Origin of the sequence: Yersinia sp. 2553 StPb PI (genome assembly GCF_052217105.1) — a bacterium.
Lineage (GTDB): Bacteria > Pseudomonadota > Gammaproteobacteria > Enterobacterales > Enterobacteriaceae > Yersinia > Yersinia enterocolitica_E.
Map to the genome: position 1 here is coordinate 864480 of NZ_JAZGPX010000002.1, position 22486 is coordinate 886965.

The window sequence follows — 22486 nt, forward strand, 5'->3', positions numbered from 1 at the left end:
CTTTCGCAAATCTGTTATTTGAGGGAGGGCTTTATCCCCTCAATACTTCATTAAATGGTTCGGGCGGTACCTTGCATGATTTAAAGCCACGAACGGCATCCCTTAATATTGGATACACCGTGTCGTCACCCTCACCAGTGGTCACCGCCAGCGTTGTTAGCATGTCCAAGTTTGCAATGGTATTTGCGGTAATGACTCGGCAACCACGGATAAAGCTGAAATTACCGATAAGGCCCTGATTAAGCCTTATGCGGGAAGCCTCCATTTGGAAGTGATGGTTTTGCAGCACGATATTGGCGAGTTGCAGAATCAGTGATTTCTTCATAGTGAATTCCTCATTTTATACAACCGGTCAATGTAATCCGTGGCCTGCGCCTGTGCGTCAAACTTGCCGTAAGACTCATCACCCTGGCGAACGTGGTAACGGGTGATCGGGTTTCTTTTATTGCGCTTCAACTTGGTAATTGAAAACCCACGGTAAGCACTGGTGTGATCGCTGATAACAGTCAGTGCGTACATTGGGCCGCGAGGCAATGAGGAAATCATGACGGCTCACCCAACCCCAACCACATCAGCCAACCGTCACGGATCTCTTTCGGACGACTCTCGAAAGCTAGTTTCATGCCGCTGTTCCAGGCTGGCAGGTAAACCCATTGCTCACCTCGTGCATCTGGGTTTTCTGGATTACGCATTTCGATGATGGGTAATTTGTTCTTGGCAATCATGCCTTTTACCGCCTCGGGCGATTTGCCAATCAAGCGGGCAAACTCGGGGTAGGGCAACGCATCAGTCGCCCTTACGATCTCTTTGCTCATCTGTTAATCTCTCCTATTGGGGTAATCAAGCGCTTATAGTGTCTTGCAGTTGCTTATGGTGATATCGGTGATTCCGATACTCAATATATTACTACGATTTGCAAACTATCATGCATTGGGAGATTTATGTCAATAGACATTGCAGAAAAATTAAAGCTGATGAGGGAGTCCGAGAGACTTAACAGAAAGCAATTCAGTGAGTTAACTGAGGTTCCGTACAGCTCCTTATCAAGTTATGAAACCCGCTCAAAGGGAATGAGTGCAGAGGCTATTATGAAAATATTAAATCACCCACGATTTATGAAATACACAATGTGGTTTATGACTGACCATGTAGCCCCAGAGGCCGGTCAAATTGCGCCGGCTCTCTCTCTTAATGGGCCAGACGCAACAATCTCTACCCGCTCAGAAACGAAAATTGGCTAGATATTTTTTACCTGTGGGTGGAATGCCTATGGGAAGAGGTTGAGCAGTACATCGGAGGGTTATCTTATGTCGATTAAGAAATTCGATGATGGTCAGTATGTTGTGGATATTAGACCGGCTGGCCGCAATGGAAAGCGGATCAGAAGGACGTTTAGTAAAAAGCATGAAGCAGTAGCGTTTGAAAAGTATGTGACTGTCAATTATCACGAAAAAGAGTGGTTATCTAAGCCTGCCGATAAACGCCCCCTCTCTGAACTGGCAAAGTTGTGGTGGCTTTATCACGGTCAGAACATGGATTATGGGAAAAAGTACAAAGTCCAACTGGCTAAGGTCATAAGGATAATGTCTGACCCTTGTGCTTTTCAGATTGATAAAAGTGCCATAGCTAAATACCGTGCGACGCGGCTAGCTGAGGGCGTAAAGGCTACCAGTGTAAATAGGGATTTGGCGGTTTTGAGTGGGATGTTTACAGCGCTGATTAAAGCGGGAATGTACCACTCCGTGCATCCACTGATGGGGATCAGCAAATTAAAGCCGAAGCAGACTGCGAGAGCGTTCCTGTCTCAAAGCGAAATTGAGTGGTTACTTAGCTACTTAGATGGTGACAATAGGCGCATTGCTATCTTGTGCCTAAGTACAGGGGCGCGATGGGGTGAGGCGGTAAGATTAAGAGCTGAACATATTATTGGTAACCGGATAACGTTTGTTGAGACGAAGAACGGTAAGCAACGAACGGTTCCTATATCGAATGAGGTATTCGACGATCTGACAGCCAGAAAATCAGGCTTGTTGTTTAGAGATGCTGAGTACAATGCATTTTGTTCGCAACTAAAATCAGTGAAGTCAGACCTACCACACGGCCAGGCAACACATGTTTTGCGCCACACCTTTGCGACTCATTTTATGATGAACGGTGGAAATATCATCACATTGCAACGGATACTTGGTCACTCAACTATTCAGCAAACAATGGTGTACGCGCATTTCTCCCCCGACTATTTGCAAGACGCTATTTCGTTCAATCCATTAAAGGGGAAAACATCGGTTTAGTGTCCACACTTTGTCCACACATGGGTATCTTAAAGGTACTTTGAGTGGCTAACAGTGCTAGTTAAGTCCTTGATCCCCTGCGCTGCGCCAGTGGTGCGGGGGATTAAAAAAACACCGTCTGGTGCCTTTTTACGTTATATTGAATAAGTGATTTACATATTTTTTGAAGCAATAGTTATTTATCTATTGGTGCTGTGATCATAATGATGATAGCGGTCGGTGCTTATATTATCTTTGCGAGATGGATAAAGCCTGACCAACAAACAGTCGTCACGTTTATTGACCCGGCACTGTTTCTGCTGCCGTTTTGAGTTCGTAATATTACGAGCGCCTTTCAATGGAAGCCACTATGCCGTTTCGTCGTTTCAGACTGAATAAATTCCTGTCCCGGCTAAGTTTTTCTTTCATGGTATTATTCTTATTTCTGTTGTTAGGGGCGGCAGTGATTTATGCGCAAACCAAAGCCAATATGCATCAGGATGCTGAAGCTAAGTTATTACAAGGTAGGGCTCGATTCGAGCAGATATTTAATAATTTGCAGCATGCGGCGCTTCAGGTAGAAACCGGATTAGGCAAACCTTGCATGCAAGTTGTTCAAAATCTGCGGGATCAAGTTGTCATTATACCGGATGTGCGTTCAGTCTCTTTAGCTAAGGGGACGACCATCTATTGTTCCTCGATATATGGCCCACTTTCCACGCCGTTTGATCTAGATGTGTTCGTTGATGGTCAACTGGAGCTAATGCAGGGGAATGATGTCACTCCAGATCGTGCTTTGATGGTGTATCGGCTGGCGCGAGGTGATTACAGCATACTGGTTGCGGTCGATGGCTATTATCTGCGCAGCATCCTTAACTTATTAAGTGGTGATATACAGTTGTATCTGAGAGTGGGTGATAAATGGATGGATGCGGTGGGTATGGTACATCCAGGCCACCCCCCCGAGGGAAGCGAACCGTTATATCTGGCCTCAGACAAGTTTGCTTATTCATTAAATACGACGCTCTCTAACCAGCAATATTTGGCCTATGCCTGGCAATATAATCAAGGTAGCCTGATATTTTTCATCTTAATGAGCATCGGTTCAGCCGCGCTGGTTTTCTGGTTATCGGGTAGGGCGGCATCACCCACACAGGTATTAAAACAGGCGTTAGAAAACAACGAGTTTGTTGCTTATATGCAGCCGATAGTATCAGGCAAAGAGCAATGCTGGGTGGGTTGTGAAGTTCTAATGCGTTGGCAGCATCCTGTTAATGGTTTAATTCAGCCGAATAAATTTATTCCGATGGCCGAGGACAGTGAACTTATTGTTCCGATGACTCGCGCTATCATGCAGCAAGTTAGTACCACTTTTGCACCTTACGTAAATCAGTTACCGGAAGGTTTTCACTTTGGTTTTAATATCAGTGCTAACCATTGCCGTGATCTGAGTCTGGTAGATGATTGCCGCCGTTTTATTCAGGCCTTTGGTGGTAATAAAATCAATATCACATTGGAATTAACCGAACGGAAATTAATCGTTGCCGATGAGATTACTGACCGATTATTTGCCGAGTTGCATGCTTTGGGGGTATTTATTGCTATCGACGATTTTGGTACCGGGCATTCAAGTCTGACTTATTTGCAGAACTTTAAAGTGGATTTTCTGAAAATTGACCAAAGTTTTGTTGGCATGATTGGTTCCGATGCATTGTCGAGCCACATTGTCGGGAATGTTATCGATCTCGCGACCCGACTGGGGTTGCAGACCATTGCAGAGGGAGTCGAAAACGACACTCAAATGCGCTATTTACAGGCCCATAACGTCGACTATCTGCAAGGCTATATGTATGGGCGGCCCATGCCGATGAGCGAATTTGCCAAATATATGTTCCATTAAGACTCATATTCTGACATTTGAAACAAAATAAAAAGGGTGCATATGCACCCTTTTTACGGTAGGTCATTGATGCCTAATCACAGCACAGCAACGATAGCTTCACACAGCGGAGCCATGTTATCAGGTGTCATACCTGCAACGTTTACTCGGCCAGAGTTGACAGCATAAACAGCAAACTCATTGCGTAGGCGCAGAACCTGCTCTTTAGTCAGGCCACTGAATGAAAACATCCCATTCTGGTTAATGATAAAGCTGAAGTCCTGCTTCGCACCTTTTTCCTGCAATGTATTCACAAACAACTGACGCATACGATGAATGCGCTGGCGCATATCGGTCAGTTCTTGTTCCCAAATGGCGCGCAATGTCGCGTTGCTCAGGATGGTGGCAACCACTGACGCCCCATGGGCTGGTGGGTTGGAATAGTTAGCACGGATAACGGCTTTAACCTGGCTGAAGGCGATATCGGCCACGTCGCTGCTAGCGGCAACAATGGTGCAAGCCCCGACACGCTCATTATACAAACCAAAGTTTTTCGAATAAGAGCTACAAACGATCAGTTCCTGATGTTTAGCAGCGAAAATACGCAGCCCCTGAGCATCTTCCTCCAAACCTTTGGCAAAACCTTGGTAGGCGAAGTCAAACAGTGGCAGCCAACCTTTGGCAACTGACAGCTCAGCTAATTGGCTCCATTGGGCTTCGGTTGGGTCGATACCGGTAGGGTTATGGCAGCAGCCATGGAATAGCACTACGTCGCCAGCCTGAGCTTCTGAGAGGCTTTTTAATAGCCCATCGAAGTCCAGTGAATGGTTCGCAGCGTCATAATAGGCATACTCAACCACTTCAAGCCCGGCAGCGGCGAAGATATTTTTATGGTTCGGCCAGCTAGGATTACTGACCCAGACACGTTTAGCGCTGGTCTGATGGGCGATAAAATCAGCAGCAATACGTAACCCACCGGTACCACCTGGGGTTTGAGCGGTACGCGCACGCTTATCGGCAATAATAGCGCTGTCGGCACCGAACAACAGTTTTTGCGTGCAACTGGCGAAAACCGGCAGGCCATCAATACCCAGATAGTTTTTAGTAACTTCGTTTTCCAGCAAATACTGCTCAGCTTTCTTCACGCTGGTCAGCACCGGCGTTTTACCGGTTTCGTCTTTGTAGACACCAATCCCCAGATTGATTTTATGAGGGCGGTCATCCGCGCGGAAAATATCGGTCAGGCCCAAAATCGGGTCAGCAGGTGCAGCAGTGATTTTTTCAAACATGTCAGAGGCTTCCATGGCTTAGCGTTAAGCAAACAGAACTATCAGGGTAGCGCCAGTTGCAGTCTTTGCCAACCGTTTGCGATAAAAAGAAATGAATGTTGTGAGGCGGGGGAATTCAGGGTGAAAAATCGGCAAAATAGTGCATTCGACAGCGTAATATCCCTCTATTGGCTAAGGATAAAAACAAAAAGACAGAGCCGAAGCCCTGTCTTTTTTCAACTTATGTCAGCAGATAAACTGCGTGATTAAGTTTAACTTAGAACTGGTATACCAAGCCAACACCAACAACGTCATCAGTCATCAGATTGTTAGCACGGGTGAAGTTGTCTTCGTCCAGCAAGTTGATTTTGTAATCAACATAGGTGGTCATGTTTTTGTTGAATGCGTAGTAGGTACCAACAGAAACATATTTCAACAGGTCATGGTTGTCATCAGTGTTGTTGTTCAGATCCTTACCTTTGGACTGAACATAACCCAGTGACGGACGCAGACCGAAGTCGAACTGGTACTGTGCAGTGATTTCGATGTCACGAGTCTTGTTAGCAACAGAATCGTCACCGAATGGAGTCATGTTCTGAGTTTCAGCATACATTACAGCCAAGTATACGTTGTTAGCGTCGTATTTAGCACCAACGTTCCATGCTTGAGCTTTATCGCCTTCAGCAAATGTTTGGTTAGACAGGTGAGCATCTTTCTGCAGAGTAGTACGGTTAGCAGAAGAGAAACCAGCACCGAAGTTTACGCCGTAACCGATATCATAAGTAGAAGAGATACCGAAGCCGTCACCGTTTTGAGTGGTCAGCAAGCCATCACGGCCACTTTCGTTTTTGCCTTGATATTGCAGAGCAAAGTTCAGGCCATCAACCAGACCGAAGAAGTTGGTGTTACGGTAAGTGGCCAGACCAGTAGAACGGCCAGTCATGTAGTTGTCAGAGGCGGAGATTGAATCACCACCGAACACTGGCAGCATGTCAGTCCATGCGTTGACGTCATAGATTACGCCGTAGTTACGGCCGTAGTCGAATGAACCGAACTCAGCAAATTTCAGACCAGCAAAGCCCAGACGGGTTTTGTTGCCTTTGCCTTCTTGAGCTTCAGCATTGTTAGCCTGAATGTTATATTCCCACTGGCCGTAACCGGTCAGTTGGTCAGTAATTTGGGTTTCACCTTTGAAGCCGAAACGAACATAAGATTCGTCGCCGTCTTGACCCTTGGCATCAGAGAACTGGTGACGCGCATCAACTTTACCGTACAGATCAAGTTTGTTGCCGTCTTTGTTGTAGATTTCTGCTGCATTAGCTGCGCCAGCTACTAACAATGCTGGGATTACTACTGCAAGAATATTGCGCTTCATCATTATTATTACCCTCATTGGTGTTATTCGGACACCTGCCACTGCCGCCAATAATTTTTTTGGAACTATTGTTGAGAGTTTGGTGTCGTCTGTGTCTGAACGCAGTGTTCCATTCACAGACCTGATAATCCACACCGAAAATGCTACCAATTACCTGAATGTGTTTCATTGAGATACTATGTGTTACTAAATGTAAATACTGGGGAACTTTGTGACTTAGATCGAACTTTAAAAAATGACAAAAGCCAGCTGAGCTGGCTTTTATTTATACAAATAAACATTTTTTTTCGAAATGACGAACTTAGAAGCTGGCATTTCTCGGCGTGCGTGGGAATGGGATGACATCCCGAACGTTTTGCACCCCTGTTACATAGGAGATCAATCGTTCAAATCCAAGGCCAAATCCTGAATGCGGTACCGTACCGTAGCGACGCAGATCACGATACCACCAATAATCTTCTTTATTGAGGCCCATCTCTTCCAGACGTGCGTCCAACACATCTAAGCGCTCTTCACGTTGTGAACCCCCGATGATTTCACCAATTCCCGGCGCTAATACATCCATCGCTGCAACGGTTTTGCCATCTTCGTTCATCCGCATATAGAAAGCTTTAATGTCTTTCGGGTAGTTTTTAACCACTACCGGTGCCTTAAAGTGTTTCTCAGCCAAATAACGCTCATGTTCAGAAGACAAATCTATGCCCCATGACACGTCATTTTCAAATTTCTGGCCCGATGCTAGCAAAATCTCGATAGCGTCGGTGTAATCAACCTGAGCAAAATCAGAGGTGACAAAACGTTGTAGGCGATCTACCGCGTCTTTATCTACCCGCTCAGCAAAGAACTTCATGTCATCAGCACGTTCATTGAGCACAGCCTGGAAAACATATTTCAGCATTTTCTCGGCTAATGCGGCGACGTCATCTAAAGAAGCAAATGCGACTTCAGGTTCAACCATCCAGAACTCCGCCAAATGACGGCTAGTGTTGGAGTTTTCTGCCCGGAAAGTGGGGCCGAAAGTGTAAACTTTGGACAATGCACTGGCGTAGGTTTCTCCATTCAACTGACCGGATACCGTCAGGAATGCTTCTTTACCGAAGAAATCCTCGCTGAAATCGACAGCTCCAGTATCCGTGCGTGGCAAGTTTTCCAGATCCAGCGTCGACACACGGAACATTTCACCAGCACCTTCGGTGTCTGAAGCGGTGATCAGTGGGGTAGAAACCCAGAAGTAGCCGTTTTCATCGAAGAAACGGTGAATTGCCTGCGCTAAGGTGTGGCGGACACGGGCAACAGCACCAATCAGGTTTGTACGTGGGCGTAAGTGAGCCACTTCGCGCAAGTATTCGATGCTGTGACGTTTTGCCGCCATCGGATAGGTATCGGGATCATCAACCCAGCCGACCACTTTGATAGCAGTTGCCTGAATTTCAAAGCTCTGGCCTTCACCTGGTGATGCCACCACTGTTCCAGTGACTTCTACTGAGCAGCCGGTAGTCAGATGCAGTACTTCATCCTGATAATTAGGCAAAGCATTATTCACGACGGCCTGTAACGGGTCAAAGCAGGAACCGTCATAAACGGCAACGAAGGAGATACCCGCTTTAGAATCTCTCCGGGTACGCACCCAACCGCGTACGGTGACTTCACTGTCAACCGCAGCACGGCCTTGCAGTACGTCGACTACAGGCACTACGCTCATAGATTTCTCTCTTTAATAGTTTTGATATAGAAATAGTTAACAACCCAACCAAATGGGGATGTTGCTATGTTACTTGCGGCAGTGCAGGACACAAGTAGAAATCACCAGATCAGTGCAACATTTCTGTCGTTATCCTTAATAAAGGCGGCACAAATCAGAGCTGGGTTTAATTGGGAAGTGGTTGTGAGGGGAAAACGGCTAAGTGAAGTGGCTCGCCGGGCTATATTAACGCCCCGACGAACCCTCATTATGCAGGCCGATACTAACTGGCCTTTTTGACTAACGGCAGGGCGAATGCTTCGCGTAACTCATCAACAAAAGCCGGGTCCTGACAGATAGTTTTACCCGGACTATCCGAGAGCTTTGCGACCGGCTTGTTGTTGCATTCAACCAGTTTAATGACAATGTTGAGCGGTTTAACGCCGGGAATATCACAAGTTAAACGGGTACCGATACCGAACACCAATTTAATTCGTTGATAGAAATGGCGATAGAGTGACAACGCTTTTTCCAGATCTAAATTATCTGAGAACACCAATGTTTTACTCATTGGGTCAATACCCAGCTTTTCATAATGGGCGATAGCTTTTTCACCCCATTCTACCGGGTCACCTGAGTCATGGCGCAATCCTTGATAGCGATTGGCGAATGTCTCATCAAAATCGCGCAAGAAGGCATCCATGGTAATACAGTCAGTCAGTCAGTGCGACACCAAGTTGATTTGGGTACTCATCTAACCAGACTTGAAGTGCCACGCGCTGACTATTGGCCAGTATCGGACTTATCTGCTGATGAGCCTGGAACCATTCATGGGCTTGAGTACCGACCGGAGCTAATGCCAGGTTGCGGGCTAAATCATAGTTGCTGGTACCTACAATATAGGGGAACTCATCTTTTAAGCTGCTGACAATAGCATGCTGTATATCGCGTGAAAAACGGCGACGGGTGCCAAAATCCATTAGCTTGAAATGACTAATATCGATATCCGCGCTGAGAATCTTAAACTGCTGAAGTTTGTTGCGCAGTTGCGTGACGGCCTCGGCTGTTGTGACACCGACTGACCGGCGCCGATGAACGATTTCACTGATCACCGCCAGCAAAGGGACTTCCCATAAAATCGTTTCGCACCATAAACCGGCAATCCGAATATCTAATTTACCGTCATTATTGGATACGGTGACCTGCTCAGGGTTAAAACGAAAATCCCGCAACCAATTGAGGTAATCATCTTGAAAGAAGGGTAACCCCGAGAGGTAGGTAAACTCATCATCGGTTAACGCTAATTGTTTCATTAGCGCTATCTGATGGCGGATTTCATCGGCATATTCGCCCAGCAACTCATCACCACGGCAGCGGAATTCAGCGGCAACGGTAATATGGCGATAGCGATGGAACACGGCTTGTTGCATATGGAGCTTATAAGCATCCGTATCAAGCAGTGAAGTCAAAATCGGTGAGGCGTCTTGGGTCATGGCGCTATACAGCATCCTCGTAGGAGCATTTTCCGCAGTCAGCATATACCCTTGGTACTTGAAGTTGTCAGGGCTGCTTCGTTCACTCACCCGAATGACCTACTTATGTAAGCTCATCGTAATGCGTTCACTGGCCGCCGACCGGCAACACCAATTACTTTGGACATAATCTATAAAGTCGCAGGAGTATACCGGTATTATCCTGTTATTGAAGTCTCATCACACCATAAATGCTAATCACAGGTCTAGGATTAAACGTGCCATTATCAGTGAAACGGTTATTTTCTTTAGTGGTGTTGGCCCTGAAGGTCAGATTTTTAACTGTTTAGCGAATAAAGGATAAATTGACTTATAAAATATAGGGTTATTAAATTGCACTACCGAGCAACAAAAGGTAAATCTTTGTTTCCTGTTAGTTATCAGAGGTCACCTTGGCAGCCTGGTGCGGGTATTTCCCCATCATTGAGATATCACAATCAACGCAGAGCAATGTGGGGAAATAGCAAACATCATACTATATGTTTAGACATCGACTTAGATAAGTACGATCAGGGAAGATGGCCGTAGGGTAGACCCGATCCCGCTTGATTGCGGATATGGTCGGTGAATTCTTGGCTAAGCGCTACAACATCATAGGCATAGGGTGGGACCCAGCCGATATCAGCGTCAAACCCACAATTGTTGAGTTCAGCAAGGATATGGTTAAAAGTCGAGCTGTCATCATTAACTTTATCGCCGCCATTAAACGCCTTCATTACCCGACATTCAGCCGTAAGGTCATTAACCAAAAATATATTTTTCTCTGATAAAATACTAGACTGATAACCCAAGCCATAGCTGTATTCGTAGGGATATATAGGATCTGATTTATCTTGCTCAAATAAATTATTATAGAGATGTATGCTGCCGAAACGAACTCGCGGAGTACGCTGGATTATCCGCGTAAAGTAATTATTAAAGAATGTAACGTGCATGGTTCCTGCATCTTGCTCAGCATTACTATCGCTATGACCAATCAAAATAGTTTTGTCATGTAATTCAAAACGGCAGTGAGAAATCGTGACATAGTCAGAGCCGCGTTTAATATCTAACGCGCCATCATGCTGAACAAACTTCCAGCAATCCTTCTCGGTGTATTGATCAATCGTAAAACGGCCATCACTAAACGTGACATGGTCGATCCAGACATGGTGTGAATTAATGATATTTAAACCATCCCATTCAGCATTCCACCCATCACCTTCTTCAAACTGGGGATCGACATCTACTGGGTTCTCAATATAGATGTTATGAACGATAACATTACTGGCATCTTGGATAATGATTGAACCTTCGATAAATTTCGCATTCTCGGTGACACCAATTAACGTGGTATTGGCATTGAGATAAACAATACCACGCTGTTTCTGGTCTGCTTGGTCCTGATAAGGAAGACCTTCACTCACATCAATCAGACCATATACTTGAATTATCTTCGGCCGCTCTCCTGATTCCGATAATGCCCGTCTAAGTTCTGATACCGAAAAAACCAGATAAATATCATCACTGGTGGCTTCGCTGCCTCCGGTAGTTCCTCCGGCTTCAGCGGCCCAGCCTCCGACAGGAGAAATGTTTCTTGCAGCTTGATGAATGACACGTGAATTGATTCTGCTGGTCATAATAACTCCTTTTACATTTGAATATCTTAACAATCCTCCATTGAAATAGAACATAATTTTATTTTAAATAAAACGACGTCTCTATTGTTTTTGTTAAATCGATAATATGTATTATGAAGTGTTGAATCTTCAGTGTGTTGAGCTTATTTTTTATTGTTATATGGAATGGATGGCTATTTTGCGTTAAAGAAAACGATGAGTTAGGGGGGCAACGACAAAAAGATCTGAATCTATGTTCAATCTTATTAATGTATGAAGGCCAATGTGCATGATGTCGGGTTTCGTCTGATGGTATTGGCATATTTTGCTGTCAGAAATGACGATACCGAGCAAATCAACGGATATTTTGCTCACCAAATGCAAGAAGGAAAATGAGCTGCGAGGCGGCTCGAAAAAAGCACATTCAATGCGTTATCTGCCGTAATAGCACTCGCTCTCACCTAGGTTTTTTTTACAATTGTGATACATTAAAAAGCTATCTGAGTCTAAGGCTAATGGGCTGACAGCAATGTTCTGGTCGCCGTGATACTGGCCTTATACGACTATTAATACAGACCTGATAATCATATTCACTGATGACGTCAAAAGGGTTCCTATGACACAACAGCCGCAAGCTAAATACCGTCACGATTATAAATCGCCGGATTACACCATTACCGATATCGATTTGGACTTCGCACTGGATGCGCAAAAAACGACGGTAACGGCGGTCAGTAAAGTAAAACGTCAGGTAGCAGATGTGACGCCGTTGATTCTAAATGGTGAGGATCTCACGCTCGTCAGTATCAGTGTTGATGGGCAAGTTTGGCCTCATTATCAGCTACAGGATAACTCGCTGGTCATTGAGCAATTACCCGCACATTTCACACTGACAATCGTCAATGATATTCATCCTGCGACCAACAGTGCACTTGAGGGATTATATCTTTCCGGTGACGCGCTGTGCACCCAGTGTGAAGCTGAAGGTTTCCGCCATATTACTTACTATTTAGACCGTCCTGATGTTTTGGCCCGTTTTACGACCCGCATCGTGGCTGACAAATCTCGTTATCCTTATTTGCTTTCCAATGGTAACCCTGTGGGGCAGGGGACACTGGAAGATGGTCGTCATTGGATAAAATGGCAAGATCCATTCCCTAAGCCTTGTTATCTGTTTGCTCTGGTTGCCGGTGATTTTGATGTCTTGCGCGATAAGTTCATTACCCGCTCCGGGCGTGAAGTCGCATTAGAGCTTTTTGTTGACCGGGGTAATTTAGATCGTGCCGACTGGGCGATGACGTCGTTGAAGAACTCCATGAAATGGGATGAGACTCGTTTTGGTCTGGAATACGATCTCGACATCTATATGATTGTCGCGGTTGATTTCTTCAATATGGGTGCGATGGAAAATAAAGGCCTGAATGTATTCAACTCTAAATATGTTCTGGCAAAAGCTGAAACAGCAACAGATAAAGATTATCTGAACATTGAAGCGGTTATCGGACATGAATATTTTCATAATTGGACAGGTAATCGAGTCACGTGCCGTGATTGGTTCCAGTTAAGCCTGAAAGAGGGCTTGACGGTATTCCGTGATCAAGAGTTCAGCTCTGATTTAGGTTCACGTTCAGTTAATCGAATTGAGAACGTACGCGTAATGCGTGCCGCACAGTTTGCCGAAGATGCCAGCCCAATGGCCCATGCTATTCGACCAGACAAAGTTATCGAGATGAACAACTTTTACACCCTTACCGTGTATGAGAAGGGTTCAGAAGTTATCCGCATGATGCATACCCTACTGGGTGAACAACAATTCCAGGCCGGTATGCAGCTCTATTTTGAACGCCATGATGGTAGTGCCGCAACGTGCGATGATTTTGTACAAGCAATGGAAGATGCATCGAATGTCGATCTCTCTTTATTCCGTCGCTGGTATAGCCAGTCCGGCACTCCGATTCTGACCATTCGTGATGACTATGATGCTGAGAAGCAGCAGTACCATCTGCACGTCAGCCAGAAAACCTTACCAACCGCTGACCAGCCGGAAAAACTGCCGCTGCATATTCCATTAGATATTGAACTATATGACAGTAACGGTAATGTGATTGCGCTACAGAAAAACGGCTTGCCCGTCCATCATGTCCTGAATGTGACGGAGTCTGAGCAGACATTTACCTTTGATAATGTTGAACATACGCCGATCCCCTCTTTGCTGCGCGAATTCTCCGCCCCAGTCAAACTGGATTATACCTACAGTGATCAGCAGCTCACTTTCCTGATGCAGCATGCGCGTAATGAATTCTCTCGTTGGGATGCTGCCCAGAGCTTGCTGGCAACCTATATCAAACTTAATGTTGCCAAGTATCAGCAGAAACAGCCGCTGAGTTTACCCACTCACGTTGCGGATGCTTTCCGGGCAGTATTACTCGATGAAAATCTTGATCCGGCTCTGGCAGCGCAGATCTTGACCTTACCGTCAGAAAATGAAATAGCAGAGCTGTTTACTACCATTGATCCGCTGGCGATCAGTGCGGTTCATGAGGCTATTACTCGTTGTTTGGCTCAGGCATTGTCTGATGAACTGTTAGCCGTATATGTTGCGAATATGACACCTGTGTATCGTATTGAACACAGTGATATTGCCAAGCGTGCATTGCGTAATACCTGCCTGAATTATCTGGCTTTTGCTGATGAAGATTTTGCTAACAAGCTGGTCTCGTCACAATACCACCAGGCGGATAATATGACTGATTCGCTGGCCGCATTAGCGGCGGCAGTCTCTGCACAATTACCTTGCCGTGATGAGTTGCTTACAGCCTTCGATATGCGTTGGAATCATGATGGTTTGGTTATGGATAAATGGTTTGCACTGCAAGCGACGAGTCCGGCGGCTGATGTTTTGACACAGGTGCGGGCTTTGCTTAAGCATCCGGCATTCAGTTTGAGCAATCCAAATCGCACTCGTGCGTTAGTCGGTAGTTTTGCTTCGGGTAATCCGGCGGCATTCCATGCCAGCGATGGCAGTGGTTATCAATTCCTAGTCGAAATTCTCAGTGATTTGAATACCCGTAACCCGCAGGTGGCTGCACGGCTGATTGAGCCGTTGATTCGCTTGAAACGTTATGATGCTGGCCGTCAGGCTCTAATGCGCCAGGCGCTGGAGCAACTTAAAACGCTAGATAATCTGTCCGGTGATTTATACGAGAAGATAACTAAAGCACTGGCCGCATAATGGCTGAATCAGCCAATAGCGCTGCCCACTAACGTTACCTTCACAGCACAGAGGGCAGCAATGCCCTCTTTTTTATGGTTCTTGACCTACAAATAGTTAACACCTTGTTATCAATATAGTTAAACAAAGAGATTCTTTGCGTGGCTTTACTGAGCAATCGTTTACTTTCCTGATAGATAAATTTACCATTCCCGCGTCTATCCATAGGTTGAAAGCCGGTCAGGAGATCACATGTACTACCCACTCGTCAAAAAAGCACTATTTCAGCTTGATCCAGAACGTGCCCATGAATTCACTTTCCGGCAGTTAAAACGTGTTACTGGCACACCACTCGAATTCCTGGTTCGCCAGTCGGTACCAACCAAACCAGTGAGCTGTATGGGATTGTCATTCAAAAATCCATTAGGTTTGGCGGCGGGGCTGGATAAAGACGGTGAGTGTATTGATGCGCTGGGCGCGATGGGGTTCGGTTTTATCGAAGTGGGTACGGTGACACCCCGGCCACAGTCAGGTAATGATAAGCCAAGGTTGTTTAGGATCGTTGAGGCTGAAGGCTTGATCAACCGGATGGGATTTAATAATCACGGAGTTGATAACTTAATTGAAAATGTCAAAAAATCACATTTTGGCGGAATATTAGGTATTAATATCGGGAAAAATAAAGACACCCCGGTAGAGCAAGGTAAAGAAGATTACTTGATTTGTATGGATAAAATTTATCCTTACGCGGGATATATTGCGATTAATATCTCCTCACCTAATACCCCAGGGTTACGATCTTTGCAGTATGGTGAAGCGTTAGATGATTTGTTGGCAGCAATTAAAAATAAACAAACTGAATTACATCAGCGCCATCATAAATATGTTCCTGTGGCAGTAAAGATCGCGCCGGATCTTACCGAGGAAGAGTTGATCCAAATAGCTGACAGTTTAGTTCGCCATAATATAGATGGCGTTATTGCCACTAATACAACGTTAGATCGCTCTCTCATTCAGGGATTAAATTATTGCGAACAAGCCGGTGGTTTAAGTGGCCGACCATTACAATTACGCAGCACGGAAGTCATTCGTCGCTTATCACAAGAGCTGCAAGGGCGTCTGCCAATTATCGGGGTAGGTGGAATTGATTCGGTTACTGCCGCTCGCGAAAAAATGGCGGCAGGTGCTTCATTGATTCAAATTTATTCCGGCTTTATCTTCCGTGGGCCTGGTTTGATTAAGAATATCATCACTCATATCTAATTATTTAACTTCATTACTGGCCGGGGGGTTTATTTCTTCCTCCGGCTCGTCTATATTTTACTCCGGTAGATTAAATATACAGCGAAAGCCCTATACCTAAATAATGTGAGTTGCAGGTAGCCGGTAATCGAATAACAAAGTGGTCGTGAACTGATTTGAACGCGACTTATAGTGGTCTCGTAGAGGCGAGCTCCATGGATGGGCTGAGTAACGAGAGCCGCCAACGCACATGCTGTTTGAAGTATGATGCGGATATATGAAATTAATCCCATTTGATGGGCGAAGAACTCAGTTATTGAGTCAATGATGTTAGCAGCATGGCGGGAAGGAAAAATATGCGAATTAAACCAGATGATAAATGGCGTTGGTATTTTGATACCGAACACGACCGACTGATGTTGGATTTAGCTAATGGTATGATATTTCGCTCGCGTTTCCCGTCTAAAATGCTAACCCCAGATGCTTTCGATGAATCCGCATTCTGTGTCGACGATGCCGCTCTCTATTTTGAATTCGAAGATCAATGTCGCCAAATTAAATTGAGCCATGAACAACGTTCAGAATTAGTGTTAAATGCATTGGTCGCATTTCGTTTCCTAAAACCACTAATGCCCAAAAGTTGGTATTTTGTACAATACCCTAAAGCGCTGATGCCAAAAAATGGTGAGTTGGCGTTAGTTAAAGTATTGGATAGTGGTGAAGATGTTCGCTTGTTAGTGGTTGAGTCGGGTGATTCGGCAAGTTTGTGTTTATTAGCACAATCACAAGTGGTATTAGCTGGACGGCAGATGGTATTAGGTGATGCCATTAAGATAATGAATGACCGTTTGTTGCCCCTTATCATTGCAGAGGTTTATACCGCCCCAGCTTTCGACCGAGCGGTATAATTCCCCTTCATACCGCAGTAAAGTGGTTAGCTGCGTGCAGAGAGTAAGTTTATCGGGATTATCTTATTTACCGCTGAGGGTAATATCCCCTGTGGGAATACAGCTACAACAAAGAATAGTTCCGTCGTTGCCAATGGCACTCTGTTTTAAAGGTGCAACATCGCCATTCACTAATGTAATTCTACAACTGCCACATATCCCAGCCCGGCATGAATAAGGAATGCGGATATTTTGTTGTTCCAATTGTTCCAGCAATACCTGCTGATTATTACCATTAAAGCGAATGCCGTTATATTCAATCGATACCGCTTTGGATTGATCAAGTGGTGCCGCCAGGCTTTCAACTATGGCACCTGCACTGTATGGCCGAGGTGGTTTGGTTGACAGAATTTCTACTTCATCACCTATCCGAATAATACCGCTGTTCCTGGCCACCATATTCTGGCCAAAATCGATATCGCCATTTTCCGCAGTTCGGAATGTCTGTAGTGTTCGTAATGGCTCACCGGTTGGGTGTTTCCGCCCGCGTTCTACGCTGACGGTGGTTAATACACAACGGCTGCATGGCTTAACCAAATCAAAGGTGATATCTCCAACGCGAATCACCTGCCAACTGTCTTCGGCAAATGCACTGGCACCGGTTACGACTAAATTCGGGCGAAACTGTTCTAATTTAATACTGCCAGGGCAGCGTTGCTGTAGTTCTTTAAATGATGCTTCGTTAACGAGCAGGTAAGGGAAGCCATCAGCAAAAGACAGTGGAATCTCTGGCATCGGCTTCACCCTGCGGGTTAACTGTGCACCGAGCCAGCGTAATTGCACTTCACGCTGAAAATAGCCACTGAGCCAGTTGTTGATGGTCTCAGGGGCAATTAGCGCCGTAAAATGATTTCCCCAGACTTCCGTCGGTTCAGCATTGGCTAAAAAATCATTAAAGCGGATACTGGCACTCTCGCCATCGGGCGCCGTGAGATATAAACCGTCCGGCATTAATGCCGGGGTGAACAACACCATCTGCGGATTTTGGCGCGCAGTAATAAAAGTGCCATCCGGTTCGGTAATCATAAATACGCGGTCAAAGGCCAGCCCACTGCTGCTGACTTGAGCATGAGAAAGCTGCAAGCCGCGCATGGATTTCACCGGATGAACGTAGAGTCGGGAGAGGGTAATCACCATTGCCTCCGTGCGAGTATTAAATAAGAAGGAGCAACTTTATGACAAGCTGCTGGGATTAGCTATAATGCGCAACAATTTTCTTTTTGGTGATAGTGCGATATGAACTCTCTGTTTGCCAGCACGGCGCGTGGACTGGAAGAACTGTTAAAAAGCGAACTCGAAGCGCTGGGCGCTCACGACTGTAAAATAGTACAGGGTGGGGTACATTTTCAGGGTGACGATCGACTCATGTACCAAAGCCTGCTGTGGAGCCGCCTGGCTTCGCGCATCTTGTTACCGCTTAACGAATTTAAAGTTTACAGCGATTTGGACTTGTACCTCGGGGTGCAGGCGATCGACTGGCCGTCAATTTTTGGTGTGGATAAAACCTTTGCTGTGCACTTTAGCGGCGTGAATGATGAAATCCGCAACAGCCAGTACGGTGCATTGAAAGTAAAAGATGCCATTGTTGACAGCTTTACCCGTAAGTTGGAGCAGCGCCCAACGGTTGCCAAGCAGCAACCGGATATTCGGGTGAATGTTTTCCTACAACGGGATATGGCCAGTGTGGCATTGGATCTCAGTGGTGAAGGGCTGCATCAGCGCGGCTACCGTGATCTGACCGGTCAGGCTCCCCTGAAAGAAAACCTGGCAGCGGCAATTATCCAGCGTTCTGGCTGGCAGTCAGGTACACCGATGGTCGATCCGATGTGTGGTTCCGGTACATTGCTGATTGAAGCGGCAATGATAGCCTCTGATCGCGCCCCTGGTTTGCATCGCGCCCATTGGGGCTTTACCGCCTGGAGTGCCTTCAACGAAGTGCTATGGCGTGAATTGACCACCGAGGCGCAAGTGCGTGCCCGCAATGGTTTGCAGGAAACCACTTCTCGCTTCTTCGGTTCAGACATCGACAGACGAGTTATCGAAATGGCGCGTGCTAATGCCCGCCGCGCTGGGGTATCAGAGCTGATTAGCTTCAATGCCAATGATGTCAGTAAGTTAGTGAACCCCCTGCCGGAAGGGCCGGTAGGCACGGTTATCAGTAACCCGCCTTACGGTGAGCGGTTGGAAAGCGAGCCGGCATTGATTGCATTGCATAATATGCTCGGTCGCATCATGAAATCGGCATTTGGTGGCTGGCGTTTATCGCTGTTCAGTGCATCACCGGAATTGCTGAGTTGCCTGCAACTGCGGGCGGAACGTGAATTTAAAGCGAAAAATGGCCCGCTGGATTGCGTGCAGAAAAACTATCAGTTAGCGGCGAATCCACAGGGTGCTGCGGGTGTTCAGGTGGCAGAAGATTATGCCAACCGTCTACGTAAAAACGTGAAAAAGCTGGATAAGTGGGCCAAACAGCAGGGTATCGAATGCTACCGTCTGTATGATGCCGATTTGCCTGATTATAATGTGGCCGTCGATCGTTACGGCAGCAAAGTGGTGGTACAGGAATATGCGCCGCCGAAAACGATTGATGCGCAAAAGGCCCGCCAGCGCTTATTTGATGTGATTAATGCCACCCTTGCGGTACTGGATCTCCCATCCAATCAATTGGTATTAAAAACCCGTGAGCGCCAGAAGGGCAAAAACCAATACGAAAAGCTGGCACAAAAAGGTGAATTCCTGCTGGTGAGTGAATATAACGCCAAGCTATGGGTTAACCTGACCGATTACCTCGATACCGGTCTGTTCCTTGATCACCGTATCGCTCGCCAGATGCTAGGTAAAATGAGCCAGGGTAAAGACTTCCTTAACCTGTTTGCCTATACCGGTACGGCCAGTGTTCATGCCGGCTTGGGTGGTGCGCGCAGTACCACGACGGTTGATATGTCGCGTACCTATCTGGAGTGGGCCGAGAAGAATTTGCGGGTGAATGGCTTAACTGGCCAACAACACCGCTTGATTCAGGCTGATTGCCTTTCATGGCTCAGTAACACCGATGAGCAGTTCGATGTGATCTTCATTGATCCACCGACTTTCTCCAACTCCAAGCGTATGGAGACCACCTTTGATGTTCAGCGCGATCACTTAGTGCTGATGAAAGAACTTAAACGGTTACTGCGCCGTAAGGGAACAATCATGTTCTCGAACAATAAGCGCGGTTTCCAGATGGATTTGGACGGGATAAAGGCGTTAGGGCTGGAAGCGAAAGAGATAACAGCTCAGACACAATCAGAAGACTTTGCCCGTAATCGTCAAATCCACAACTGTTGGCTGGTCACCCACAGCCACGAGGAAAAGTAGAAACTATGTCGTTAATTAGCATGTCCGGTGCCTGGCTGTCGTTCAGCGATGCACCTTTATTGGATAATACTGAATTGCATATTGAGGCAAACGAGCGCGTTTGTCTGGTGGGCCGTAATGGCGCAGGTAAATCCACCTTATTGAAAATTTTGAGCAAAGAAGTCGTACTGGATGATGGCCGCATCATTTATGAGCAAGATTTGATTGTGGCGCGTCTGCAACAAGACCCGCCACGCAATGTGGCCGGTACCGTGTTTGACTTTGTGGCTGAAGGCGTGCAAGAACAGGCTGAACATTTAAAAGCCTACCACGCAAGCTTGCATCAGGTTGAGTTAGACCCAAGTGAGAAGAACCTCAATCGTCTGGCGGCATTGCAGGAGATTCTGGACCATCAAGGTTTGTGGCAATTAGACAGCCGCATTCAGGAAGTGCTGGTTCAACTTGGTTTATCTGCTGATGCCGAACTTTCATCACTGTCAGGTGGTTGGTTGCGTAAAGCAGCACTAGGCCGTGCGCTGGTAAGCTCGCCGAAAGTGCTGCTGCTGGATGAACCGACCAACCATTTGGACATCGAAACCATTAATTGGCTGGAAGGCTTCCTGAAAGAATTCCAGGGCAGCATCGTGTTTATCTCTCATGACCGTTCCTTTATCCGCGCGATGGCGACCCGTATTGTCGACCTTGATCGTGGCAAATTGGTGTCATGGCCAGGGAATTACGAACTGTATCTTGCCAGCAAAGAAGAAGCACTGCGGGTTGAAGAGCTGCAAAACGCTGAATTTGACCGCAAACTGGCGCAGGAAGAAGTGTGGATACGCCAAGGTATCAAAGCGCGCCGCACCCGTAACGAGGGCCGTGTGCGCGCGCTGAAAGCGCTGCGCATGGAGCGTTCTGAACGCCGTGAAGTGATGGGCACAGCCAAGATGCAAGTCGAAGAGACTGTGCGTTCAGGCAAAATTGTCTTTGATCTGGAGAATGTTAACTATCAGATTGATGGCAAAGTATTAGTGAAAGATTTTACCGCACAAGTACAGCGTGGCGATAAAATCGCGCTGGTGGGCCCAAATGGTTGCGGTAAAACGACATTACTGAAACTGATGCTCGGTCAGCTTAAAGCGGACAGCGGCAAAGTACATTGTGGCACCAAGTTGGAAGTGGCTTATTTTGACCAGCATCGGGCAGAACTTGATCCCGAACGTACGGTGATGGATAACCTGGCAGAAGGTAAGCAAGAAGTGATGGTAAATGGCCGCTCGCGCCATGTCCTCGGTTACCTGCAAGACTTCTTGTTCCACCCTAAACGCGCAATGACACCGGTGAAAGCGCTGTCTGGTGGTGAGCGTAATCGCCTGTTATTGGCTAAATTATTCCTTAAGCCTAGCAACTTGCTGATTCTCGATGAACCGACCAACGATCTGGATGTGGAAACACTGGAGTTGTTGGAAGAGATGGTTGATAGCTATCAGGGCACAGTGCTGTTGGTAAGCCATGACCGTCAATTCGTTGATAACTCAGTGACTGAATGTTGGATCTTTGAAGGTAATGGCCAGATCAATAGTTTTGTTGGCGGCTATTATGACGCGCATCAGCAACGTGCTGAGGCAAAACCTATCCGTCAGGTAGCGGCTAAAGTTGAAGAAACCAAAACTGCGACACCGGTTAAGAGTAATGCTCCCGCCGCTAAGCGCCCGGGTAAGTTGAGCTATAACTTACAACGTGAGTTGGATCAGTTACCGCAACAGCTAGAAAAACTGGAAAATGAAATCAGTGAGTTACAGGCTGAAGTTGGTCACGCAGATTTTTTCTCCCGCCCGCATGAAGAGACACAACAGGTCTTGAAAGCATTAGCTGATGCTGAACAGGCGTTAGAAGTAGCATTTGGTCGTTGGGAAGAGCTGGAAGCTCAGAAAAACGGTTAAAAATGTGTAACCGCCGTTCTACCAGATGACGTGCAATACGATATTATGTCTATTGTTATAGTAAGTCTCTTGATAGAACGGTGTTCAACAATACCCAATAGATTTCAACGTGCAGGAAGGTAGCTTGCAGCGGCCTGATAGAGGCGAGAACCATGGATGGCGGAGTAACGGAACAGCCAACCATCTGCATGTTGAAAGATGAAGGGA

At 46.3% G+C, this 22486-nt stretch carries 16 protein-coding genes and 1 pseudogene; 8 read left to right on the forward strand and 9 right to left on the reverse strand.

The window, feature by feature from the left end; translation table 11 throughout:
* Positions 1-31 precede the first annotated feature (31 nt).
* From V2A84_RS05180 to V2A84_RS05190, 3 genes are read right to left on the reverse strand one after another with little or no spacing between them, the layout of a single operon-like run.
* Positions 32-325, reverse strand: coding sequence for a hypothetical protein (locus V2A84_RS05180; RefSeq protein ID WP_420073574.1), 294 nt, complete (start codon positions 323-325; stop codon positions 32-34).
* Positions 322-546 carry a hypothetical protein gene (locus V2A84_RS05185; protein WP_420073573.1) on the reverse strand — a complete coding sequence of 75 codons (225 nt, stop codon included), beginning with the start codon at positions 544-546 and terminating at the stop codon, positions 322-324. The genes V2A84_RS05180 and V2A84_RS05185 overlap by 4 nt, the downstream gene beginning before the upstream one ends.
* Positions 543-815, reverse strand: a complete 273-nt coding sequence (locus V2A84_RS05190) for a Cox family DNA-binding protein (RefSeq protein WP_050882505.1) — start codon at positions 813-815, stop codon at positions 543-545. Before V2A84_RS05190 ends, V2A84_RS05185 begins: the two co-directional genes overlap by 4 nt.
* A gap of 126 nt (positions 816-941) precedes the next feature.
* Here V2A84_RS05190 and V2A84_RS05195 point away from each other — a divergent pair, with 126 nt between their 5' ends.
* From V2A84_RS05195 to V2A84_RS05205, 3 genes are all read left to right on the forward strand, one after another.
* Positions 942-1241 carry a helix-turn-helix domain-containing protein gene (locus V2A84_RS05195; protein ID WP_420073572.1) on the forward strand — a complete coding sequence of 100 codons (300 nt, stop codon included), beginning with the start codon at positions 942-944 and terminating at the stop codon, positions 1239-1241.
* A 66-nt stretch (positions 1242-1307) separates the two neighbouring features.
* Positions 1308-2291, forward strand: coding sequence for a phage integrase (locus tag V2A84_RS05200; RefSeq protein WP_420073571.1), 984 nt, complete (start codon positions 1308-1310; stop codon positions 2289-2291).
* Positions 2292-2640: 349 nt separating this feature from the next.
* A complete protein-coding gene (locus V2A84_RS05205; RefSeq protein WP_083158451.1) occupies positions 2641-4170 on the forward strand; it encodes an EAL domain-containing protein in 1530 nt (509 codons plus the stop codon).
* 77 nt (positions 4171-4247) lie between these two features.
* Here V2A84_RS05205 and V2A84_RS05210 read toward each other — a convergent pair whose 3' ends face one another.
* The 5 genes and pseudogenes from V2A84_RS05210 to V2A84_RS05230 all read right to left on the reverse strand — a co-directional run bounded on the left by V2A84_RS05210 (position 4248) and on the right by V2A84_RS05230 (position 11624).
* The gene (locus tag V2A84_RS05210; protein WP_083158452.1) at positions 4248-5438 is read right to left on the reverse strand and encodes an amino acid aminotransferase; all 1191 of its coding nucleotides are present in this window, start codon (positions 5436-5438) and stop codon (positions 4248-4250) included.
* A gap of 256 nt (positions 5439-5694) precedes the next feature.
* Complete coding sequence (gene ompF, locus V2A84_RS05215) at positions 5695-6792, reverse strand: porin OmpF (RefSeq protein ID WP_193784809.1); 1098 nt, start codon at positions 6790-6792, stop codon at positions 5695-5697.
* 301 nt (positions 6793-7093) lie between these two features.
* On the reverse strand, positions 7094-8494 hold the full coding sequence (gene asnS, locus V2A84_RS05220; protein WP_083158454.1) for an asparagine--tRNA ligase: 1401 nt from the start codon (positions 8492-8494) through the stop codon (positions 7094-7096).
* Between the two features lie 262 nt (positions 8495-8756).
* Positions 8757-9966: pseudogene (pncB, locus tag V2A84_RS05225) on the reverse strand (nicotinate phosphoribosyltransferase).
* Between the two features lie 548 nt (positions 9967-10514).
* Positions 10515-11624 carry a pectate lyase family protein gene (locus V2A84_RS05230; RefSeq protein WP_442848642.1) on the reverse strand — a complete coding sequence of 370 codons (1110 nt, stop codon included), beginning with the start codon at positions 11622-11624 and terminating at the stop codon, positions 10515-10517.
* A gap of 595 nt (positions 11625-12219) precedes the next feature.
* Here V2A84_RS05230 and pepN point away from each other — a divergent pair.
* The 3 genes from pepN (at position 12220) to V2A84_RS05245 (ending at position 16964) form a co-directional block, all read left to right on the forward strand.
* Positions 12220-14835 (forward strand): aminopeptidase N, encoded by a 2616-nt coding sequence (gene pepN, locus V2A84_RS05235; RefSeq protein ID WP_083158457.1) that lies wholly within the window; start codon positions 12220-12222, stop codon positions 14833-14835.
* A gap of 231 nt (positions 14836-15066) precedes the next feature.
* Positions 15067-16077, forward strand: a complete 1011-nt coding sequence (gene pyrD, locus V2A84_RS05240; RefSeq protein ID WP_005184626.1) for a quinone-dependent dihydroorotate dehydrogenase — start codon at positions 15067-15069, stop codon at positions 16075-16077.
* Between the two features lie 335 nt (positions 16078-16412).
* Positions 16413-16964, forward strand: coding sequence for a cell division protein ZapC (locus V2A84_RS05245; RefSeq protein WP_083158459.1), 552 nt, complete (start codon positions 16413-16415; stop codon positions 16962-16964).
* A gap of 63 nt (positions 16965-17027) precedes the next feature.
* Here the strand turns inward: V2A84_RS05245 and V2A84_RS05250 are convergent, their stop codons facing one another.
* Positions 17028-18140, reverse strand: a complete 1113-nt coding sequence (locus V2A84_RS05250) for a YcbX family protein (protein WP_083158460.1) — start codon at positions 18138-18140, stop codon at positions 17028-17030.
* A gap of 99 nt (positions 18141-18239) precedes the next feature.
* Here V2A84_RS05250 and rlmKL point away from each other — a divergent pair, with 99 nt between their 5' ends.
* On the forward strand, positions 18240-20360 hold the full coding sequence (gene rlmKL / locus V2A84_RS05255; RefSeq protein WP_083158461.1) for a bifunctional 23S rRNA (guanine(2069)-N(7))-methyltransferase RlmK/23S rRNA (guanine(2445)-N(2))-methyltransferase RlmL: 2121 nt from the start codon (positions 18240-18242) through the stop codon (positions 20358-20360).
* 5 nt (positions 20361-20365) lie between these two features.
* Positions 20366-22279, forward strand: a complete 1914-nt coding sequence (locus V2A84_RS05260) for an ABC transporter ATP-binding protein (RefSeq protein ID WP_083158462.1) — start codon at positions 20366-20368, stop codon at positions 22277-22279.
* Positions 22280-22486: the final 207 nt, after the last annotated feature.